At 41.3% G+C, this 18053-nt stretch carries 18 protein-coding genes; 15 read left to right on the top strand and 3 right to left on the bottom strand.

Annotated features, from left to right (window positions below; genetic code table 11):
- Positions 1–268: 268 nt before the first annotated feature.
- From F6K51_RS13710 to F6K51_RS13665, 10 genes are all read left to right on the top strand, one after another.
- Positions 269–1405, top strand: a complete 1137-nt coding sequence (locus F6K51_RS13710) for an alpha-hydroxy acid oxidase (RefSeq protein WP_293021038.1) — start codon at positions 269–271, stop codon at positions 1403–1405.
- A gap of 251 nt (positions 1406–1656) precedes the next feature.
- Positions 1657–2532 (top strand): transporter substrate-binding domain-containing protein, encoded by an 876-nt coding sequence (locus F6K51_RS13705; RefSeq protein ID WP_293021037.1) that lies wholly within the window; start codon positions 1657–1659, stop codon positions 2530–2532.
- A gap of 97 nt (positions 2533–2629) precedes the next feature.
- The gene (locus tag F6K51_RS13700) at positions 2630–3496 is read left to right on the top strand and encodes a M48 family metallopeptidase (protein WP_293021035.1); all 867 of its coding nucleotides are present in this window, start codon (positions 2630–2632) and stop codon (positions 3494–3496) included.
- Between the two features lie 28 nt (positions 3497–3524).
- Positions 3525–3848: an alpha-hydroxy acid oxidase gene (locus tag F6K51_RS13695; protein WP_293021034.1), complete on the top strand. Its 324-nt coding sequence runs from the start codon at positions 3525–3527 to the stop codon at positions 3846–3848.
- A 500-nt stretch (positions 3849–4348) separates the two neighbouring features.
- Positions 4349–4894 carry a hypothetical protein gene (locus tag F6K51_RS13690; RefSeq protein WP_293021033.1) on the top strand — a complete coding sequence of 182 codons (546 nt, stop codon included), beginning with the start codon at positions 4349–4351 and terminating at the stop codon, positions 4892–4894.
- Between the two features lie 44 nt (positions 4895–4938).
- Positions 4939–5256 (top strand): alpha-hydroxy acid oxidase, encoded by a 318-nt coding sequence (locus F6K51_RS13685; RefSeq protein WP_293021032.1) that lies wholly within the window; start codon positions 4939–4941, stop codon positions 5254–5256.
- A gap of 557 nt (positions 5257–5813) precedes the next feature.
- A complete protein-coding gene (locus F6K51_RS13680) occupies positions 5814–6719 on the top strand; it encodes a hypothetical protein (protein WP_293021031.1) in 906 nt (301 codons plus the stop codon).
- 45 nt (positions 6720–6764) lie between these two features.
- Entirely contained in the window at positions 6765–7217 is a 453-nt protein-coding gene (locus F6K51_RS13675; protein WP_293021030.1) for a phosphatidylserine decarboxylase, read from the top strand.
- On the top strand, positions 7217–7690 hold the full coding sequence (locus F6K51_RS13670) for a CDP-alcohol phosphatidyltransferase family protein (protein WP_293021028.1): 474 nt from the start codon (positions 7217–7219) through the stop codon (positions 7688–7690). The genes F6K51_RS13675 and F6K51_RS13670 overlap by 1 nt, the downstream gene beginning before the upstream one ends.
- 464 nt (positions 7691–8154) lie before the next feature.
- The gene (locus F6K51_RS13665) at positions 8155–8346 is read left to right on the top strand and encodes a hypothetical protein (RefSeq protein ID WP_293021076.1); all 192 of its coding nucleotides are present in this window, start codon (positions 8155–8157) and stop codon (positions 8344–8346) included.
- Positions 8347–8468: 122 nt separating this feature from the next.
- Here F6K51_RS13665 and F6K51_RS13660 read toward each other — a convergent pair whose 3' ends face one another.
- The gene (locus F6K51_RS13660) at positions 8469–8729 is read right to left on the bottom strand and encodes a hypothetical protein (protein ID WP_293021026.1); all 261 of its coding nucleotides are present in this window, start codon (positions 8727–8729) and stop codon (positions 8469–8471) included.
- Between the two features lie 86 nt (positions 8730–8815).
- Here F6K51_RS13660 and F6K51_RS13655 point away from each other — a divergent pair, with 86 nt between their 5' ends.
- From F6K51_RS13655 to F6K51_RS13640, 4 genes are all read left to right on the top strand, one after another.
- Entirely contained in the window at positions 8816–9835 is a 1020-nt protein-coding gene (locus F6K51_RS13655) for a DUF3179 domain-containing protein (RefSeq protein WP_293021025.1), read from the top strand.
- A 177-nt stretch (positions 9836–10012) separates the two neighbouring features.
- Positions 10013–10840 (top strand): glycosyltransferase family 2 protein, encoded by an 828-nt coding sequence (locus F6K51_RS13650; protein WP_293021023.1) that lies wholly within the window; start codon positions 10013–10015, stop codon positions 10838–10840.
- 467 nt (positions 10841–11307) lie between these two features.
- Positions 11308–12879 carry a glycosyl transferase family 2 gene (locus F6K51_RS13645; RefSeq protein ID WP_293021022.1) on the top strand — a complete coding sequence of 524 codons (1572 nt, stop codon included), beginning with the start codon at positions 11308–11310 and terminating at the stop codon, positions 12877–12879.
- 60 nt (positions 12880–12939) lie between these two features.
- The gene (locus F6K51_RS13640; RefSeq protein ID WP_293021020.1) at positions 12940–13791 is read left to right on the top strand and encodes a DUF547 domain-containing protein; all 852 of its coding nucleotides are present in this window, start codon (positions 12940–12942) and stop codon (positions 13789–13791) included.
- 192 nt (positions 13792–13983) lie between these two features.
- Here the strand turns inward: F6K51_RS13640 and argJ are convergent, their stop codons facing one another.
- Positions 13984–15225 carry a bifunctional ornithine acetyltransferase/N-acetylglutamate synthase gene (argJ, locus tag F6K51_RS13635; protein ID WP_293021018.1) on the bottom strand — a complete coding sequence of 414 codons (1242 nt, stop codon included), beginning with the start codon at positions 15223–15225 and terminating at the stop codon, positions 13984–13986.
- A gap of 314 nt (positions 15226–15539) precedes the next feature.
- Entirely contained in the window at positions 15540–17027 is a 1488-nt protein-coding gene (gatB, locus tag F6K51_RS13630; RefSeq protein ID WP_293021016.1) for an Asp-tRNA(Asn)/Glu-tRNA(Gln) amidotransferase subunit GatB, read from the bottom strand.
- 742 nt (positions 17028–17769) lie between these two features.
- Here gatB and F6K51_RS13625 point away from each other — a divergent pair.
- Positions 17770–17985 carry a hypothetical protein gene (locus F6K51_RS13625; RefSeq protein WP_293021015.1) on the top strand — a complete coding sequence of 72 codons (216 nt, stop codon included), beginning with the start codon at positions 17770–17772 and terminating at the stop codon, positions 17983–17985.
- The last annotated feature ends 68 nt before the right edge of the window (positions 17986–18053 follow it).

Below are 18053 nucleotides of genomic sequence, written 5' to 3'. Positions count from 1 at the left end.
AAAAGCCTGTAAAATTAATCCCACAGCCGGTCAGGTGCATTACTGACAAGGGTGCCAGATGTCAACCTACCCTTTTGAATTAAGAATTTAGAATTAAGAATTTAGAATTCAACCTTCAACCTTCAACCAACCTCCAACCTTCAACCAACCTCCAACCTTCAACCAACCTTCAACCTTCAACCAACCTCCAACCTCCAACCTCCAACCTTCAACCAACCTCCAACCTTCAACCAACCTCCAACCTTCAACCTTCAACCAACCTTAAACCTTGAATCAACCCATTAATCTATTTGAATACGAAGCCCTAGCGCCGCAGTATCTATCTCCCATGGCACTGGATTATTACGCTAGTGGTGCTTGGGATGAAGTAACACTGCGAGACAATCGTGCAGCGTTTGAACAGATAAAACTCCGTCCTCGGATGTTGGTGGATGTTAGTCAACGAGATTTAAGCACACAAATCCTAGATCAGTCTCTGCCCATACCGATTCTGGTTGCTCCGATGGCATTCCAGTGTCTGGCCAATCCAGAGGGTGAATTGGCAACAGCAAGGGCTGCTGCTGAGGTAGGGGCAATCATGGTGTTGAGTACGATGTCCACCAAACCGTTAGAAGCTGTAGCGCTAGCTGGGAAACATCGACAACAGGAGAAAGGCAAAAAGGCAGAGGGGGAACAGACCGATATCCAAAATCCCTCATGGTTTCAGCTGTATGTCCATCGCGATCGCACTCTCACCCGTAGACTGGTGGAACGGGCGGAGGCAGCTGGTTTTAGTGCCCTTTGTCTGACCGTAGATGCACCAGTGTTGGGGTGTCGAGAAAGGGATCGACGCAATCAATTTACTCTACCGGTAGGGATGGAACTGGCTAATTTAGCGACAATGACCGGTCTGGAAATTCCCAAAACTGCAGGAGAATCGGGTTTATTGAGCTATTTTGCCCAGCAAATTGATCCAACACTGACCTGGCGGGATCTGGAATGGTTACAATCGATCACTACTCTACCGGTGTTGGTCAAAGGCATTTTGCGAGGAGATGATGCTCTCAAGGCATTGGACCATGGAGCAAAAGGAATCATTGTATCGAATCATGGGGGTCGGCAACTGGATAGTGCGATCGCATCCATCGATGCCTTACCCGAAGTGGTCGCAGCCGTGGGAAATCATCTACCAGTATTAATCGATGGGGGTATCCGTCGAGGAACTGATGTGCTCAAAGCTTTAGCCTTGGGTGCATCAGCGGTGTTGGTAGGTCGTCCGGTATTATGGGGATTAGCTGTAGCAGGAGTTGCGGGAGTACGCCATGTCTTGCAATTGTTACGGGATGAATTGGATATAGCGATGGCGTTGAGTGGCTGTACTAAGGTCAAGGATATTGACCGTAGTTTGGTGAAAATTAAAGATTGACTATATGATTAATAAATTAATCACAGCTTATAATACCTGATGACTAAGCCAAATAGCTTAGGAATATCAATCAATTGGCTGAAGTTATAGCAAGACTGCGTATGTTAATTTTCATAAAAAAGGTTATTATTTATTGGTAATACTTTGATACTATTCCCCTAAATTCCTAGCACTTATCAAGGTTAGCGTCAGGGTTAGATAAGCTTTGAGCGATTTATCAAGCAATTATTAGTCTGAAATCCGAAAAAGAAATGAGTAATAAACTAGCCACTATCACCGTTAGTATTATCTTATCTTTAACGTTTACCTCAGCCAGTTTAGCTGAAACAGTCTTGTCAGAAATTAAGCGCACTGGTGTTTTAAAAGTAGGAATTAGAGAAGATGCCGCTCCCTTTGGTTTTCTAGACGACCAAGACAAATTGCAAGGCTACTGCATGACTAAAATGTATGTTCTAGCCAACTATTTTGGTGAAGTACTCAATAGACCTGTTCGGTTAGAGCCAATTCCATCTGTTCTAGACGAAGACTCTCCTAACAATCGTTATGGGATGGTAGCCAATGGCAAGGTACATCTAGATTGTGGACCCAATACGATCAAAAGTGCTCCACCACTATCAGGAGTTACTTACTCCACTGCTTTTTATTTTTCCGGGACACATTTTCTAATCAGACCCGAAATGAAGGGTATATTCAATCCTGAAACTTCCCTAGCTGGTAAAAAAATTGGTGTCCTTCCTGGTTCAAATACACATCCCTTAATCTCCAGTACCTACCCATTAGCTGAAATAGTAGACACTCGTTACAGAGGCTCTAACGGTCGAGAATTGGCTCTGAGAGATGTTGTCGAACGGGATATTGATGCTTTTGCCAGTGATGGCATGCTTTTAATGGCAGAAGCCTTAAGACAAGGGCTGACATTCCAGGATTTTACCTTAATTCCTGACCGACCGTTAAGTTGTGATTTTTACGGAATAATTTTACCGGATCAGGATATAGAATGGAAGACAATAATTGATAAATTTATTACTAACTTAAGGTGGGAGATAATTTTGGAAAAATCCTTGGGTGTTGAATCTATTTATTACCAAGGTCTACGACAAGCTGCTTATGAAAAATGTGCTAACTAAATCGCTGACTGCTGAAAGCTGACTGCTGAAAGCTGACTGCTGAAAGCTGAATAATGAATACTTACAAGCCTATTTTTGATTATTCAAATAGACGACTATGTTAAACCCATTCTCTTGGATTAAGCGTGCTTCCCATCGTCGATGGTTTTACCTGCTGATTCTGGTAGTTGTGGGACTGGGTCTAGGGGTAGGGTTACCCAATACCTCATCAGCATTTGGCTCATGTGGGTTAGATGGTGATGCAGGAATTGAGATAATTCAGTTAATCACCATTTCTGATCAACAAGAAGTAGAGCTGGGTAAGTGTTTGAATCAACAAGAAGTTGATCAAGGGCTGGAGATTTATAGCGATCGCAAAATCACTGAATACGTCCAAGACATTGGTCAGAGATTAATCCCCTATAGCGATCGCCCCAATTTTCCCTATACCTTTCAAGTAGTCAAGGACAACACTATAAATGCCTTTGCCTTGGTGGGTGGCTTTGTTTATGTTCATACTGGCTTGCTGAAAGGGGTAGAAAATGAAGCTGAGTTAGCTGCAGTGATAGCTCACGAAATAGCTCACATTACTAGCAAACACAGTATAGAGAAGCTGCGCCAGATTATCAAAGACAACAACTTTACTGAAATCGAGTATGGGACAATTATAAATCTTCTTGAGGATATCGCCTTCTCTCTTCCCCGAGGAAGGCAGCAGGAATATGAAGCGGATCGCAAGGGATTAGAAATGTTGCACGGTGCTGGCTACGCTTCCTCAGGCATGACTGGATTTCTCCAAAAATTAATAACCATAGAAAAAAAATCCACCAATCAACCTGCAATGTTAAGAACCCACCCAGAAACAGTAAAACGCCTTGATACCCTAAAAGAAATAATCAACAGAAAAGGTTGGGATCCCAATGATGGTGATGGCTTAGACAGTGATGCTTACAAACAGAGAATCCAATCTCTAGCAATCGAGTAGGTGAGCTAGCTATACTGACTGACTGTAATTGAATCATGGGGGTCGGCAATTGGATAGTGCGATCGCATCCATCGATGCCTTACCTGAAGTGGTCGCAGCTGTGGGAAATCATCTACCGGTATTAATCGATGGAGGTATCCGTCGAGGAACTGATGTGCTCAAAGCCCTAGCCTTGGGTGCATCAGCCGTGTTGGTAGGTCGTCCGGTATTATGGGGATTAGCTGTAGCAGGAGTTGCGGGAGTACGCCATGTCTTGCAATTGTTAAGGGATGAATTGGATATAGCGATGGCGTTGAGTGGCTGTACTAAGGTCAAGGATATTGACCTTAGTTTGGTGACAATTAAAGATTGACCAGAGTAATTAACCAATAACTAGTCACCAACTAATTAATGACTAATAATACATTTGGCTTAGTAATATCAATGACTTGGCTGACATTATAGAAATAATAGGTATGCTATCTTTGATTAGAAAAATCACTATATAAATTACTATTTATTGGGAATATTTTGATACTATCTCACTAAATTACCGCCACTTATCAGGGTGATGATAAGAGTTATATAAGGTTTGATATTAATCGATTTATCTATTGGAAACTGAAATATAGCAATTCTCTATGCCATGAGGTACAAAGGGATCCCCCGTTGGTCCCCCTTATCAAGGGGGACTTTGAGGTTTAAAAGCCTACCTCATAGCGAGGATAAACGCTTCTTGATGCAGTCGCTCATGGGGGAAACCCCCTTTGGCGGCGCTGCATCGCTATAAATCCAGAGCTATATCAATTTTTGATCAGAATAAATAGGGTGCTATTACCAAAACACTAAAATCCTCAAAATGCCGAAAAATTAATGAAACTACCGAACTTATTAAGCACCCTTGGTTTAGCATCCATTATCACCACTTTAGCCGTAGTAGATATTCCCAAACCACTGGAAACCTTTGCCTATACATCTCCTAGTCAGGAGACCAGTGAAGGGATAGGTCAAAGCAATGATGTTTTGATTGCATCTGGACGTAGTGCAAACTTTGAGAATGGAATATTTTCTGTACGCCTTCCGGAAACAGGCACTCTCGGACAAGAGCTTGATAATTTCATATCTGCTAATCCTAGTTTCAATGTTGAATCAAAAGAGAAGTGGGTTAGTAACATCAAAGTCTCTTCTCTGAGCAGAGGTTCGATTAGTAATGGAAGTGTACCAATCACTGCTAGATGGTCTGTTCGATTATGTTGGACCAATACTTTTGCCTTAAAGAAATGCGTTGGCGGCTGGATAAACAAAAGTGAGGACTTTGAAACGTCATGCTCTATCGGGGTACAACCACGCTATCTTCGTTGCAGAATGCCAGGTAAAGTTAGCGAATTGGTAAGAGAAGGTAGCATTTTAGTTAAATAAACTGTCTATATTATCTTGATTTTACTAATTAAAAACTGAGCTGTTTGTCATCAAAGCAAATCCCAAGCTCTTTCGCATCCATCGATGCCTTACCTGAAGTGGTCGCAGCTGTGGGAAATCATCTACCGGTATTAATCGATGGAGGTATCCGTCGAGGAACTGATGTCCTCAAAGCCCTAGCCTTGGGTGCATCAGCCGTGTTGGTAGGTCGTCCGGTATTATGGGGATTAGCTGTAGCAGGAGTTGCGGGAGTACGCCATGTCTTGCAATTGTTACGGGATGAATTGGATATAGCGATGGCGTTGAGTGGCTGTACTAAGGTCAAGGATATTGACCTTAGTTTGGTGAAAATTAAACATTGACAATATAATCAATAAATTAATAATAACTTATAATACCTCAACACTAAGCCAAATAGCTTAGTAATATCAATGAATTGGCTGAAGTTATAGCAATACTGCGTATGTTATAGTTAGCCCACTAGTATTTTGAAAGTAGTAATTCGAAAAAATGTCTCTCCCATTGGTTTTGTAGAGCAAGACCAATAGCAAGGCTAGTGCATGACTAACATGTATTATCTAGCCAACGCCTCAAGAACTCATTGGCTATGTTTAAGCTTCTGAAACATAGCACAGTAACAATGGTCAGTGATACAGCGTTTCTAGCTCCTGTGAGGTACAGATTCAGGAATGAAACCCCTATCTTCTAAGACTCAGGTGTACCTCACAAACCATGGGAACGCTGTATTAAATTAGTAGCTTAGATTTTACGATGTTTATGTATTATAATCTGGGGGATAACTAAATATTTAATAAGGCTATATTTCAATTAATAAATATAATAAATATTTTTGATAAAAATTACGATAATTAATTAATTAATTAATTATCAAAAATTTTAAACAGCTGAGTTATTGAATATGTTCAGACATAGTAAATATCCTCTAAGACCTCTGATTACTTTTTGTATATTAGTTACTTTACCATATATATTTTTACTTGTTACGTATTTTACTTTTGGTGAACCTCCATGGATTAATGATATAGATTGGCTCAAAAAGCTGCCAAATCCTAGTTTAATTTTGTTCTTATTAGAAATGCTGACACTAACATTAGTTGTAATAACCTTTTCAATAATTCAAGTTACTAGAATACTTCGTGAAAGAAAATTAAGTAGGCTAAATGTAGTTGATTGGTTAATTATTGGTATTATTTTAATATTGACTGTAGTTTATGCTTTTGTCAAAATTATTGCTGATGGTGATCATCCTGTAATTAGGTTATTTTATGCTTTATTTTCAGCTTTTATAATAACTTTTTGGATTCACAATGCACGTCATCTTCTTTCTAAATCCCAAGAAAAACTGTTAAATATACTTCGTAAGTTAGACGAAAACCCTGGTAACGTATTCTCTTATGGTCGTCAGCTTTCTTCTTCAATTAATTCTACATCTTTATCAGTTACTTGGCTATTATTTCCTTTTTTATTCTGGCTGCCAACACTTTTGAGTGGTTTAATAAGTCCCAAAGATATTGCTTTTTCCATAGGAATAACTTTTGGAATTTTGCTATTTCTGTTGCCTGTTTATGCTCAGATAAAGCTATCCAACGTGTTGAATGCTAGCTTTAAACAACTTGATGAACATATCGCTGGTGAAATAGTAAAACAACCAACTAATAAGGCAGATTATGAGCGCCTTAAGGCATTGGTCGATTTAAGAGAAACTCTTACGAAATCAGTTAAGTTTTCAACTCAAGAGTTTATTGTTTCAATTGTACAATATTCAACAATTATTACAGCACTTATTGCGGCAGCTAAGATATAATATTTACTTAATAAACAATTAATAAGAATTAATGGAGAGTAGTAGTTGAAAGTTTATGCTCCATCATCAGGGATTATTGTTCATCTTAAACAGTTGGTTACTATGAAAAATAATGCTTTAATTCGTGTATTTATTTCTCCACTTCATCCCCACACAGTTTATTCACCAGTAAGAGGTAGTGTTTCTGAAATTCAATCAAGTAAAGGCTGGCGAATTCCTGCTTTTTTGCCGATGGCTGTTAAGTATAATCCTAAGGTTAAAGTTGTTTTACAAGGTTATAGCGGAGCAAAACTATTAGTAACTGTTTTTGGAGGTTTGCTTACCTATAAACTGTTTCCATTAGTCAAGCAAGAACAACAAGTGTCTGCTCTTGAAAAAATTGTTGAAATCCGCTTTGGTTCATTAGTGGAGATTCAAGGCAAAATAAATTTTGATGAATCTTTGAGAGTCGGACAAGTTTTGAGTGCAGGGCAGAGAATAGGAGACTGGACTGAATAATGCAATATATTCCAAACTTCTTGAGCTTAGTTCGCTTAATTGGCTCCCTGGGAGTATGCGTACAAGTTAGCATTTACGGTGATTTAAGATTTGTAATAACTATGCTTGCTATAGGAATAGTTACTGATTTACTAGATGGCTATCTTGCAAGGCGCTTGGAGTGTGTTACGGTATGGGGACATCGCTTGGATATTATTGCAGATGTTAGTTCTTTTGCTCTTCTACCTTGCACCTATATCTGGTTAAGTGATAAATCGCTTTTAAAGCCATTTATAATTATTCCAATCCTTGTTTATGCCATTTATCGAATCCAAACTAAAGATTGGCAGTGCAAAGGTATTCCACTGCCCGTGGTAGGAATGTTTTTATTTGGAACTTTATTATTATTTGGACAAAGCTTTATTAGTTATTTTTTGGTGGGTATAATAATTACTTTTTCTTTTCTTTCTATAATTATAGAACGCTTATCATAATCACTATGTAAAATTATTGGGTTTTTGGGAGCAGGGAGCAGGGGATAGGAAACGGTAAAAAAATTGTGTGTGCCTCATTGTTATGAAAAACGCTGTACTATGTGACTGACTATAACTAATTTAATTTAACTTATTTAATTTAGTTTTCAGACGAGTGCGCACATATTTATATACTGTCGCATAGGGTATATCCATGCCACACAATTCCTTTAACCAAAGTTGCACTTCCCCATAACTACTAAATCCTTCCGGTTGTTGTAATTGAAATCGTAATTTTTCCTCAGTCCCTGCTCCCGACTCCCGACCATTTGTTACAAAATTTTAAAATATGCTATAATAGAATATTTTTTGTGCTATAGTATAACAGTGGGCGCTGAGACGCCCAGAGTCAAGAGCTAGCCCGGGAAGCGTCCAATCTCTACGGGCTAGCTCTGGCTCCCCTATCACAAGGAGATACTTTCATGATGACCTATTCTGAACGCCTTCATCCGTGGGTGATCATTCGGCTGTTACCACAAATGCAGCGAGTTGTTGTTGCTCGCTTTCGCAATCGATCGGATGCGGAGGGACATTTATGGGCCCTGAAACGATTGATGCCTGATGCGGAATTTATAATTGTTTTTGATGTTGGTAATCGGATCGATGAGGAATCTTAGGGGGTAAATCTCATGTAGCGGTTTCGGACTTTAATCACCATTGGATTTCATGATCGATTTGAAAATGGTCGAGCTATCAATCCTTAATCCAATTCTCAGATATCACTCACCTTGGTTTCATGTTATCCCCTCACCCTAAGGTTAGGGATTCCAGCCACAGCCCCTGATGCTGAGGTTGGGCAGTTGCGTAGGGTGCCAGGTGCGTAGGGTGCGTAGGGTGCGTTAGGGACGTCCCGTAACGCACCACCCACGGAAAGCCTCTGATTTTCCGCCTCTGAGCGCCTGGGAGAGCCCGTCCCGTAACGCACCACCCACGGGCTCACACTCATTTTCTGCTTCGTCCTCAGCCTTGGGACAGCCCGTCCGAAAATTTTAACAGGCAAGATGCCCGTTCCACCCATTGGGTCAAACAGCAAAAATGAGATACACCCTTAGGTTAGCAGTGACATCTAGGCAGGGAAAGAGGATTATGAATAAATTACTTAAAATAGCCCTCAGCACTACTTCCTTAGTCGGGCTGTGTTTGATGGCACTAGTCGTACAAGCCGGAAGCTGGGATAATTTCAAACTCCGTTACTTCCATCTCACTGCCTATCTCCACAACCAAGACCAGGAAATCACTGACCTCCAAAAACAAAACCTTAATCCAGCCAAATTCACTCGCATTAATTTAACGGAACTCCTCAATGGTGGTCCCCCGAAAGACGGTATTCCTAGTATCGATAATCCTAAGTTTGATACGGCTCAAACCACACCATTTTCTAAAACAGAAACTGTGATTGGTGTGGTAATTAATGGAGAAGCCAAAGCCTATCCTTTCGGGGTCATGAACTGGCATGAATTGGTGAATGACACAGTAGGTGGAGTTAATGTTAGTGTATCCTATTGTCCCCTTTGTGATACTATAGTCGCTTTTAATCGCAGCAATACAACCTACGGTGTTACAGGCAAACTTTATCAAAGTTGCCTAGTGATGTATGACCGTGCCGATGATACCCTTTACTCTCAACCTTGGGGGATGGGTATTATTGGTGCTAAAGTCAATCGTAATCTTAAAACAATTCCCGCGATCAAAACTACTCTTGGCGCTTGGTTAAGCAAGTATCCCAACAGTAAAATTCTATCCACTGACACAGGTTATAACCGGGATTACTTCAGTTATCCCTATGGTAGTTACTATACCGATAAGCGAATTATTTTCCCAGTCAGAAATCAACAACGGCTTACCCTCCATCCCAAAGCTATTGTTAGCTATGTGTGGGAAGCGGATCAACAAACCCCTAAAAACCAATTTTCTGGGGCTAGCTATCAATTTGTCCATGACCAATTAAAAAAAGTGGGCGAAAAAGTTGTAGAATTCAATGGTCGTCCAATTAGAGCACGTTGGGATAGCCAACTTCAAACTGTATTAGTAGAAGAATTCGATGGCACTCCCATCCCCAGTTCTACAGCTTTTGCCTTTGTGTATCCAGCTTACTTTGGCAAATAACGTTATAGACCAGGGAATTCACCCAATTTAAAACTGCAATAACTCATGACTAATATAGCGGTTTCTATCCTGATTAGGTAAACATGATTTTTTCCCTGCTCCCTGCTCCCTGCTCCCTGCTCCCTACTCCCTAAAACCCAAAGATTTGTAGCTCACCCAATTAAAACCGCTATAACCATGACTAATAACCACAATATCTTAGTAATTATCCCTGTTCTCAATGAAGAAACCACTATCACTGGGGTGATTAAGTCTCTTCAATCCTATAATTTGAACAATATTCGGGTAGTCGATAATGGCAGCACAGACAACAGTATTATTAAAGCAAAAGAAGCCGGTGCAGAAGTAATTTGTGAGCCTATTCCTGGTTACGGTCGAGCCTGTTGGCGGGGATTGCAGCAACTAGACCGAGATATTAATTGGATATTATTCTGTGATGGCGATGGGAGTGATGACTTAAGTTATTTACCCCAGTTTATAGCTGCTAGGAATAAGTATGACCTAATTTTAGGTAACCGCCGCGCCACAGTAAATGGACGTAAGGCGATGACCCCAGTGCAAAATTTTGGCAACTGGCTAGCTACCTTCCTGATCGGTTGGGGTTGGGGACACTCCTATCAGGATTTAGGACCATTGCGCCTAATTCGTCGTTCAGCTTTAGATGAAATCCAAATGCAAGATAGAGGATTTGGCTGGACAGTAGAAATGCAAGCCCGTGCGATTGAATGTGGTTTGCGAGTCTGTGAAATTCCTGTTGGTTACCGTCGCCGACAAGGGGGACGCTCGAAAATATCTGGTACCCTTTCTGGTAGTGTCCAAGCAGGAACAATAATTTTGATGACTTTAGGTCGTCTATATCTACGTCGCCTTAAGCTTACCCAGGCAGATGGCACAATCGCTAGAAGTGTTGAAGAGAAAATAGGGAAGAGTGTGGGAAGTGTGGGGAGTATGGGGAGTGTGGGAAGTGTGGGGAGTCTGGGAGGTGTGGGGAGAGGGAATGATTAATATTATCTTGACATGATGAGTTGGAAAAAAGTATTACATTTTTTTTCATTACAAAAAATCATTATACTGAGCTATTGACCCAGTACAAAAAAACTTAATATCGGAAGTTATACAACTAAATTTGAGTACTAAAATAGTCAAATATTATTAGTTTTAATCTTCCCTGTTATAGCGCTACGCGCCAGGCAATAGGCAATAGGCATGAAGCGCAATAGTGAAGAAAAAAGCTTACTAATCAAGGGATTGAGCGATTTTAATTTTTCTTCACTTGTCAAACACCATAGTGCGTAGTGCTATACCTGTTCCGAAGTTCCCTAGCTTTACAGATAAATAAATTTGAAACTTAGTGCAAGATTTGAGTTATATACTTTATGATATCTTGCCTATTGCCTATTGCTAGCATGCCTATTGCTAGCATGCCTATTGCTAGCATGCCTATTGCCTAAGGAAGTATGTTCAGAACTCCAATGAAAACGCTATATATATGGCTTAGTTCTCTACTCCTGTTGTTAGGTTGTATCTTGATTGTGCCTCATGGGGATTTCCGAGAGGTGGGAGCTGTGCCTCGATTTTGGTTAGGTATCAGTGTAATCAGCTTAGGTTTTATGTTGTCTTGGGGATTAAGCGTCTATACTAGATATCCTGCGGAAGTTGGCAACAGGAAACTTGGGATTTCCCAACAAGCAAAAAGAATTAACAACAGAATTAACAACAACAGTATTAAGACAATACTTTGGCAAGGGGTATACAAAGGATTTCCCAAATCTCTTAGTATCAAGTACTTCCGAAAACTCAAAACTCAGCACTCAGGACTAAATTTTTGGAGTACTACCATCCTAAGCAGGTTGCTACTGCTACCAATGTATCCTGGAGATGATGTATGGCGCTATCTATGGGAAGGGTATATTCAAACGTTAGGGTTTAGTCCATACCATTTGCCACCTAATGCTGCTGAACTGATTCCCTACCATACGGAATGGTGGTCACTAATCAATCATCCTACTGTTTCTGCTATCTATCCACCAGTAGCGCAATTAGGTTTTCGGCTCTTAGCGCTGATTGACCTTAAGGTTTGGTTGTTCAAAATTGCATTTATCTTAGCTGACTTATTAATCTGTTGGTTACTCAGTCGTCGATTTGGTTATCAACAGGCAATCTTCTATGCCTGGAATCCTTTGATAATTTACTCCTTTGCTGGTGGTGCTCATTACGACAGTTGGTTTATTTTACCCCTAGTTGCAGCTTGGTTAGTCTTTGACCAAAAAACAGAAAGTTTAAGGCGGACAAAAATAACAGAAATAGAGGAAACGTTGGACAGTGGGACAGTAGCAGAAGACTCCCCATTTACTAACTCCTTGATGTCTTCATCGGATCACTCCCTGACCTGGTGGCACTGGATTGCGTCGGCTTTGCTGGTAGGAATTAGTATGGCAGTGAAGTGGATGTCTTTGCCAATTTTAGGGTTTCTGACCTGGCAAGCTTTCCGAAAAGTAGGGGTAAAACTAGCAATAGTAGTGCTATTGTGCGGTTTCTTACCTTTTGGCATCACTGCTCTCCAATTTTGCTCTAGTGGAGAATGTCCTTTGATTCCTACTGGCTCAGTGTTTGTATCCCATGGTCGCAGTGCGGAATTGATTCCTTATATTGTTAGCGAATATTGGGAACCTTCTCGCTGGGTTAATTGGATTTATGCTTTTCCCCTAGGCTTAACGGTAAGTTGGCTAATTTTGCGATCGCGCAATTTTCAACAATTGACAGAATGGTACTTTTTTTGCCTACTAATCCTATCTCCGATTATCCATGCTTGGTACTTCACTTGGATAATTCCTTTTGCTGTTCCTTCTAGAAATCTGGGAGTACGTTTAGTCAGTATCTCTACTTTTATTTACTTTGTACTTCAGCATCGCATGGCTTTAGGTAACTACAGCTGGTATCTAACTCCTCAGGAGCGATGGTGGCTATGGTTACCCTTTGTTTTGGGTTGGTTTTGGAGCCATTACCACAATCCTAATGTTGCTCTCAACCAAAACTCAGATTGATTAGCTTTAATCAAAATTGCCTAGGTTAAGCATCTTATCGGCTAAATCATCTGAACCACTATGAATACATCCAAGAAATTACTAACCCTACTTCCAACTCTGATTATTCTGACAAGTTGTACACTTTCCGTACCGATAAATCAAGCACCAGCAAAAGAGTCTGAAGTACAAGTAAATAGAGCTACTGACACGAGTCTATTGAATTATGACGACTATGCTACTGTCCTAAAAACCTATGTCAACAATAAAGCGCTAGTTAATTACCAAGAATTGCAGCAAAATCCAGAGCAACTGGAGACGTTTAATGCCTCCTTAGGTGCTGTTGATACTAGCACCTATCAGTCTTGGGATGAAGCGGAAAAGATTGCTTTCTTGATAAATGCTTACAACTCCTTTACTCTAGAATCAATTATTGACCAAAACCCTCTCAAAAAGAGTATTCGGGACATTAAAGGAGTCTGGAAAGGACGCGAATTCAACATTGCTGGAGAATCTAAAACCTTAGATAATATCGAACACAAGACACTGCGAACGCAATTCAACGAGCCCCGAATTCATATGGCTTTAGTTTGCGCCGCTATCAGTTGTCCTCCTTTAAGAAACGAACCTTATACTGGGGAAAAACTCGATCAGCAACTGGATGACCAGACACAGAAATTTTTAGTTAGTCCCCATGGCTTTCGTATTGATCGTCAAAAAGATACCGTATATCTTTCTTCCATCTTTAAGTGGTTTGGGGAAGATTGGAAAAAAAGCTATGGTATCGATGACAAATTTACTGGTAACGCTAATCAACGAGCGGTGTTAAACTTTATCAGTGACTACCTTAGTTCAGAGGATCAGGAGTATCTTGAACAGGGGAATTACAAGATAAAATATCTGAACTATGATTGGTCTTTGAATAAGCAATAACTAATTAACCATAACCAACAACAATAACCAATTAACCATAACTAGGTTGATTAATTGATTATTATAGGGATCCGTGTAGGAATTATGATAATTTTTGTTCCCTGTTCCCAGATCCGCTGTTCTCTGTTCCCTTTGCTATAAGCATTTGTTATGGTTTGTTATTGTTTAAAACGTTTTTGGTGACAAGGCTAATCAAGTGGTATATTCGGCATTAATCCGGACATAGTCATAACTCAAATCACAACCCCAAGCCTGACCAACACCATGACCATTGCCTACATTAACCTGAATTAAAACTGTATCTTCTTTAAGATAAGCACCAGCAGCAGCCTGCTTGAGATAATCACTAGCCTGTTGAGGGTCAAACCCTAAGGGTTGACCATTGTCCATCAGCAAGACATCCCCTAACTGAATCCGCAGGTTTTCTTGGTCAAACGGTACTCCTGCACGGCCAGCGGCTGCGGCAATTCTGCCCCAGTTTGGGTCTCGTCCAAAGATGGCAGACTTGACCAAGGATGACCCAACAATGGTCTTAGCAATTTGACGAGCCCCTTTATCATCCGGTGCCCCAGTCACTTGGACTTCAATCAAACAGGTTGCCCCTTCTCCATCCCGTGCGATCGCTTTTGCCAAATGCTGACATACTGCTGTCAGCATCCCCTCCAACTTCACAGCGGCTGGTCCCATTTCTGTAATTGCTGATGTTCGGGACTGACCATTAGCCAAGGCAATTAGAGTGTCATTGGTGCTGGTATCCCCATCTACGGTAATTTGATTAAAACTTTTATCCGCTGCCTGCTGTAACATCTGTTGCCACAGGGAAGTAGACACTGCAGCATCACAGGTTACAAATGCTAGCATAGTCGCCATGTTGGGATGAATCATACCAGAGCCCTTAGCAATACCACCCATCCTGACCGGACGGTCATCAATCATGGTTTCCATAGCAATGGATTTAGTGACTAAATCCGTGGTAATAATCCCTTGAGCTGCTGCATCGGAACCAGTTTCTGATGCTTGTGCGACCAATTGGGGAATGCCTGACAATAGAGCATCCATCTTGATGCGTTGACCAATCACCCCCGTCGATGCCAACAAAATCGACTTAGGGGAAACATTGAGTGCTTCACCCAAAGCTTTAGCACTAGCTAGAGCATCTTGCCAACCCTGCTCACCCGTTGCTGCATTGGCTTGTCCGGCATTACACAAAATAGCACGAGCACTAGCTTTAGATTGTAAGCATTGACGGCAATAATCTACACAAGCAGCCCGGACATGACTGGTGGTGAAGACCCCAGCTGCGATCGCATCCACCTCTGATAATATCAACGCTAAGTCTGGCTGACCCGACGGTTTTAAACCTGCGGTAATGCCTGCTGCCTGATAGCCCCTGGGAGCTGTTATCCCACCACTAATCTCTTGCCAGTCCGACATGATTCCTCCATTTAACCATAATTCATGCCCGATCCGGGATTATATCAAGTCTTATGGACTTACGCACCAAGGGTATTGATCTGTAGCTTGATGTGTAGCCGTAATTTCCAGAATTGCTATAAAATCTCAAAACTTTACAAAAAAACAAAAAAAGGGGTTACACCCCTCATACAAAATAGTGTATATTTTGATATGTAGATGCACCCTGATGATCGGGAGGGTCACGACAGTGACTCTCCTTTTCTTTGTTATTTGTTATTTGTGGTTGGTAATTAGTGATTTAGTGATCAGCAACACCTGGCAAGCCCGTTGCCTCAATCACCCTTGAGCTTCTTGCCCAAAATTTGGTTAGTCAGCTTAGGATCAGCTCGTCCGCTAGTTTTCTTCATCACCTGTCCCACAAAGAAACCTTGCAGCTTGGTCTTACCATTGCGATACTGTTCGAGTTCCTTAGGATTGGCAGCCAGTACCTCATCAATAATGGTTGAGAGTTCATTTGGGTCAGAGATCTTAATCAAACCCTTACGTTCCACTAGTTCCCTAGCAGAACCACCTTGAGAGAGTAATTCTGGCAATATCTCCTTGGCAATCTTACCACTAATGGTGTCATCATCAATCAAGTTGATCAGTTCTGCCAGAGTCTCGGGTTTCAGAGCAATCTCTGTAATAGCCAGTTTCTCAGTCTTAAGATAAGCAGCAATATCTCCCATTACCCAGTTTGCGGCTTGTTTGGGATTAGCATTAGCAGCAACAGTTGTTTCAAAATACTCTGCCACTTGACGATCATCCGTCAACACCCGGGCATCATAGGCAGAAAGTCCCAGTTCACTTTCATAACGATGCCGCTTCTGGGCCGGAAGTTCTGCTAGCTCACTGCGCCATTGCTCTAATTGTTCCGTTGACACTTCAATCGGTGGTAAGTCAGGTTCAGGAAAATAGCGGTAATCGCTGGATCCTTCCTTAGTCCGCATACTAATGGTGCGTTGACTACCCTCTTCCCAAAGGCGAGTTTCTTGAATAATCGATTTTCCAGCTTCCACAGCTGCGATTTGCCGGTCAATTTCGTACTCAATCGCCTTCTGGATAGCATTGAAGGAGTTCATATTCTTGATTTCAACTTTGGTACCAAACTCCTTCTGGCCTACAGGACGTACAGATATATTGACATCACAACGCAGGGATCCTTCTTGCATGTTGCCATCACTGACACCGATGTAGCGTACAATCCGACGCAGCTCTTGAGCGTATTCTGCTGCCTCTTGACCAGAGCGCAGATCCGGTTCTGATACTATTTCAATCAGAGGTACCCCAGCACGGTTGAAATCTACTAGGGAGTAGGTAGAACCAGCCAGTCGGTCACTACCAGCATGAACCAGTTTCCCGGCATCTTCCTCCATGTGTAGGCGAGTGATGCCAATGGTTTTACGGATAGGATTACCCTCATCATCGGACAATTCAATTTCCAGTGAGCCATGCTCAGCAATGGGCAAGTCGTATTGGGAAATCTGGTAGTTTTTGGGTAGGTCAGGATAAAAATACTGTTTGCGGTCAAATTTGCTGTAGGGAGCAATCTGGCAATTGAGTGCTAAACCCGCTTTGACAGCATACTCTAGTACCTTTTGATTCAGAACCGGTAACACTCCTGGCATCCCCATACAAATTGGGTCAATATTGGTATTAGGGGTAGCACCAAATTTTGTGGAAGAGTTAGAAAAAATCTTGGTTTCGGTACTAAGCTGACAATGGGTTTCTAAACCAATGATTGCTTCGTATTGAGTTTTAGCTGGTGCAGCAGTAGTCATTGGATGTTATAATTAGGGGTTAAGTTTATTGATGGAACTTAGGGCATTTTTTGTCCACTATTCCCAATAATGTACACTATTTAATTAGCTACAGCGTCAATCATTCCAATTACTGGCAGGATTCGATTTGACAGTTTTTCTGTAAGTTTTTGTCTTTTATAATTGGAAATTGTTAGACCTTTTTAAATACCATTATTATAGCAAATATGTCTTACGTTATAATGTCGTAATTGTACTGTTAAAGGGCTTTTTTTTACTAAATACTTACGTTTAATCCATAGGCTGGCTGATTAAAATTAGAGACTGTTTATAAAGTAAATCTTAAGACAGCTGAATAGTCGTGGGTTAGGGCGGGCAGCTCTGTTAACAGGTGAGCTTTGACAGTACTAGCCGCCTAACCCACCCTACGTCAGGATTTAAGGAAAGTTTAACAAACAGTCTCGCTTTGCAGCAGCTACGGAAATAATCAATCAGCTCATCATCTTTCCCTTTTGTGATCAGGAGTCTGCGAATATCACAGAATCATCCTAATGTCCAGATCACGTGGCTATGTTTTAGTCAGCCATTTTAGATTAATGTGACTAAAGATTCGACAGGTGCGACCCGTGGCGAATTTAATTCGCCAACGTAAAGCGCACCTAAGAAAACAAAGGTCTTTCATAAGCTAGGCGATGGACGCGCGTCCATCGCCTTTCATCAAGCAATCATCCAGTGATCTTATTAGGTCAAATCAGGGGTAAGCATGACTAATCAACAAATTCCGCTAACAGAAGACTACACTCGCCCTTGGGCTCTTATGCGTCTACTGCCTAAATGCCAAAGGTACACAGTTGCTAGGTTCTTTAATCGTCAGGATGCTCATAACCATCTCCGATTTTTGGATCGGTATATGCCAGAAGCAGAGTTTGAAGTAGTTTTCGATCTGCCTGTAAATCAGGATACTAATCAGCTGCTGTAACAGGTTAACAATCATTGACACTCCCCGCTCGTGCATAGACGGGGATTGTTGGATCAACGATTCGACTT

It is taken from the genome of Moorena sp. SIO3I8 (assembly GCF_010692325.1).
In the GTDB taxonomy this organism is placed as follows: Bacteria; Cyanobacteriota; Cyanobacteriia; order Cyanobacteriales; family Coleofasciculaceae; genus Moorena.
The sequence above is the reverse complement of the archived record's forward strand: the minus strand, read 5'-3'. Positions and strand labels throughout refer to the sequence as shown.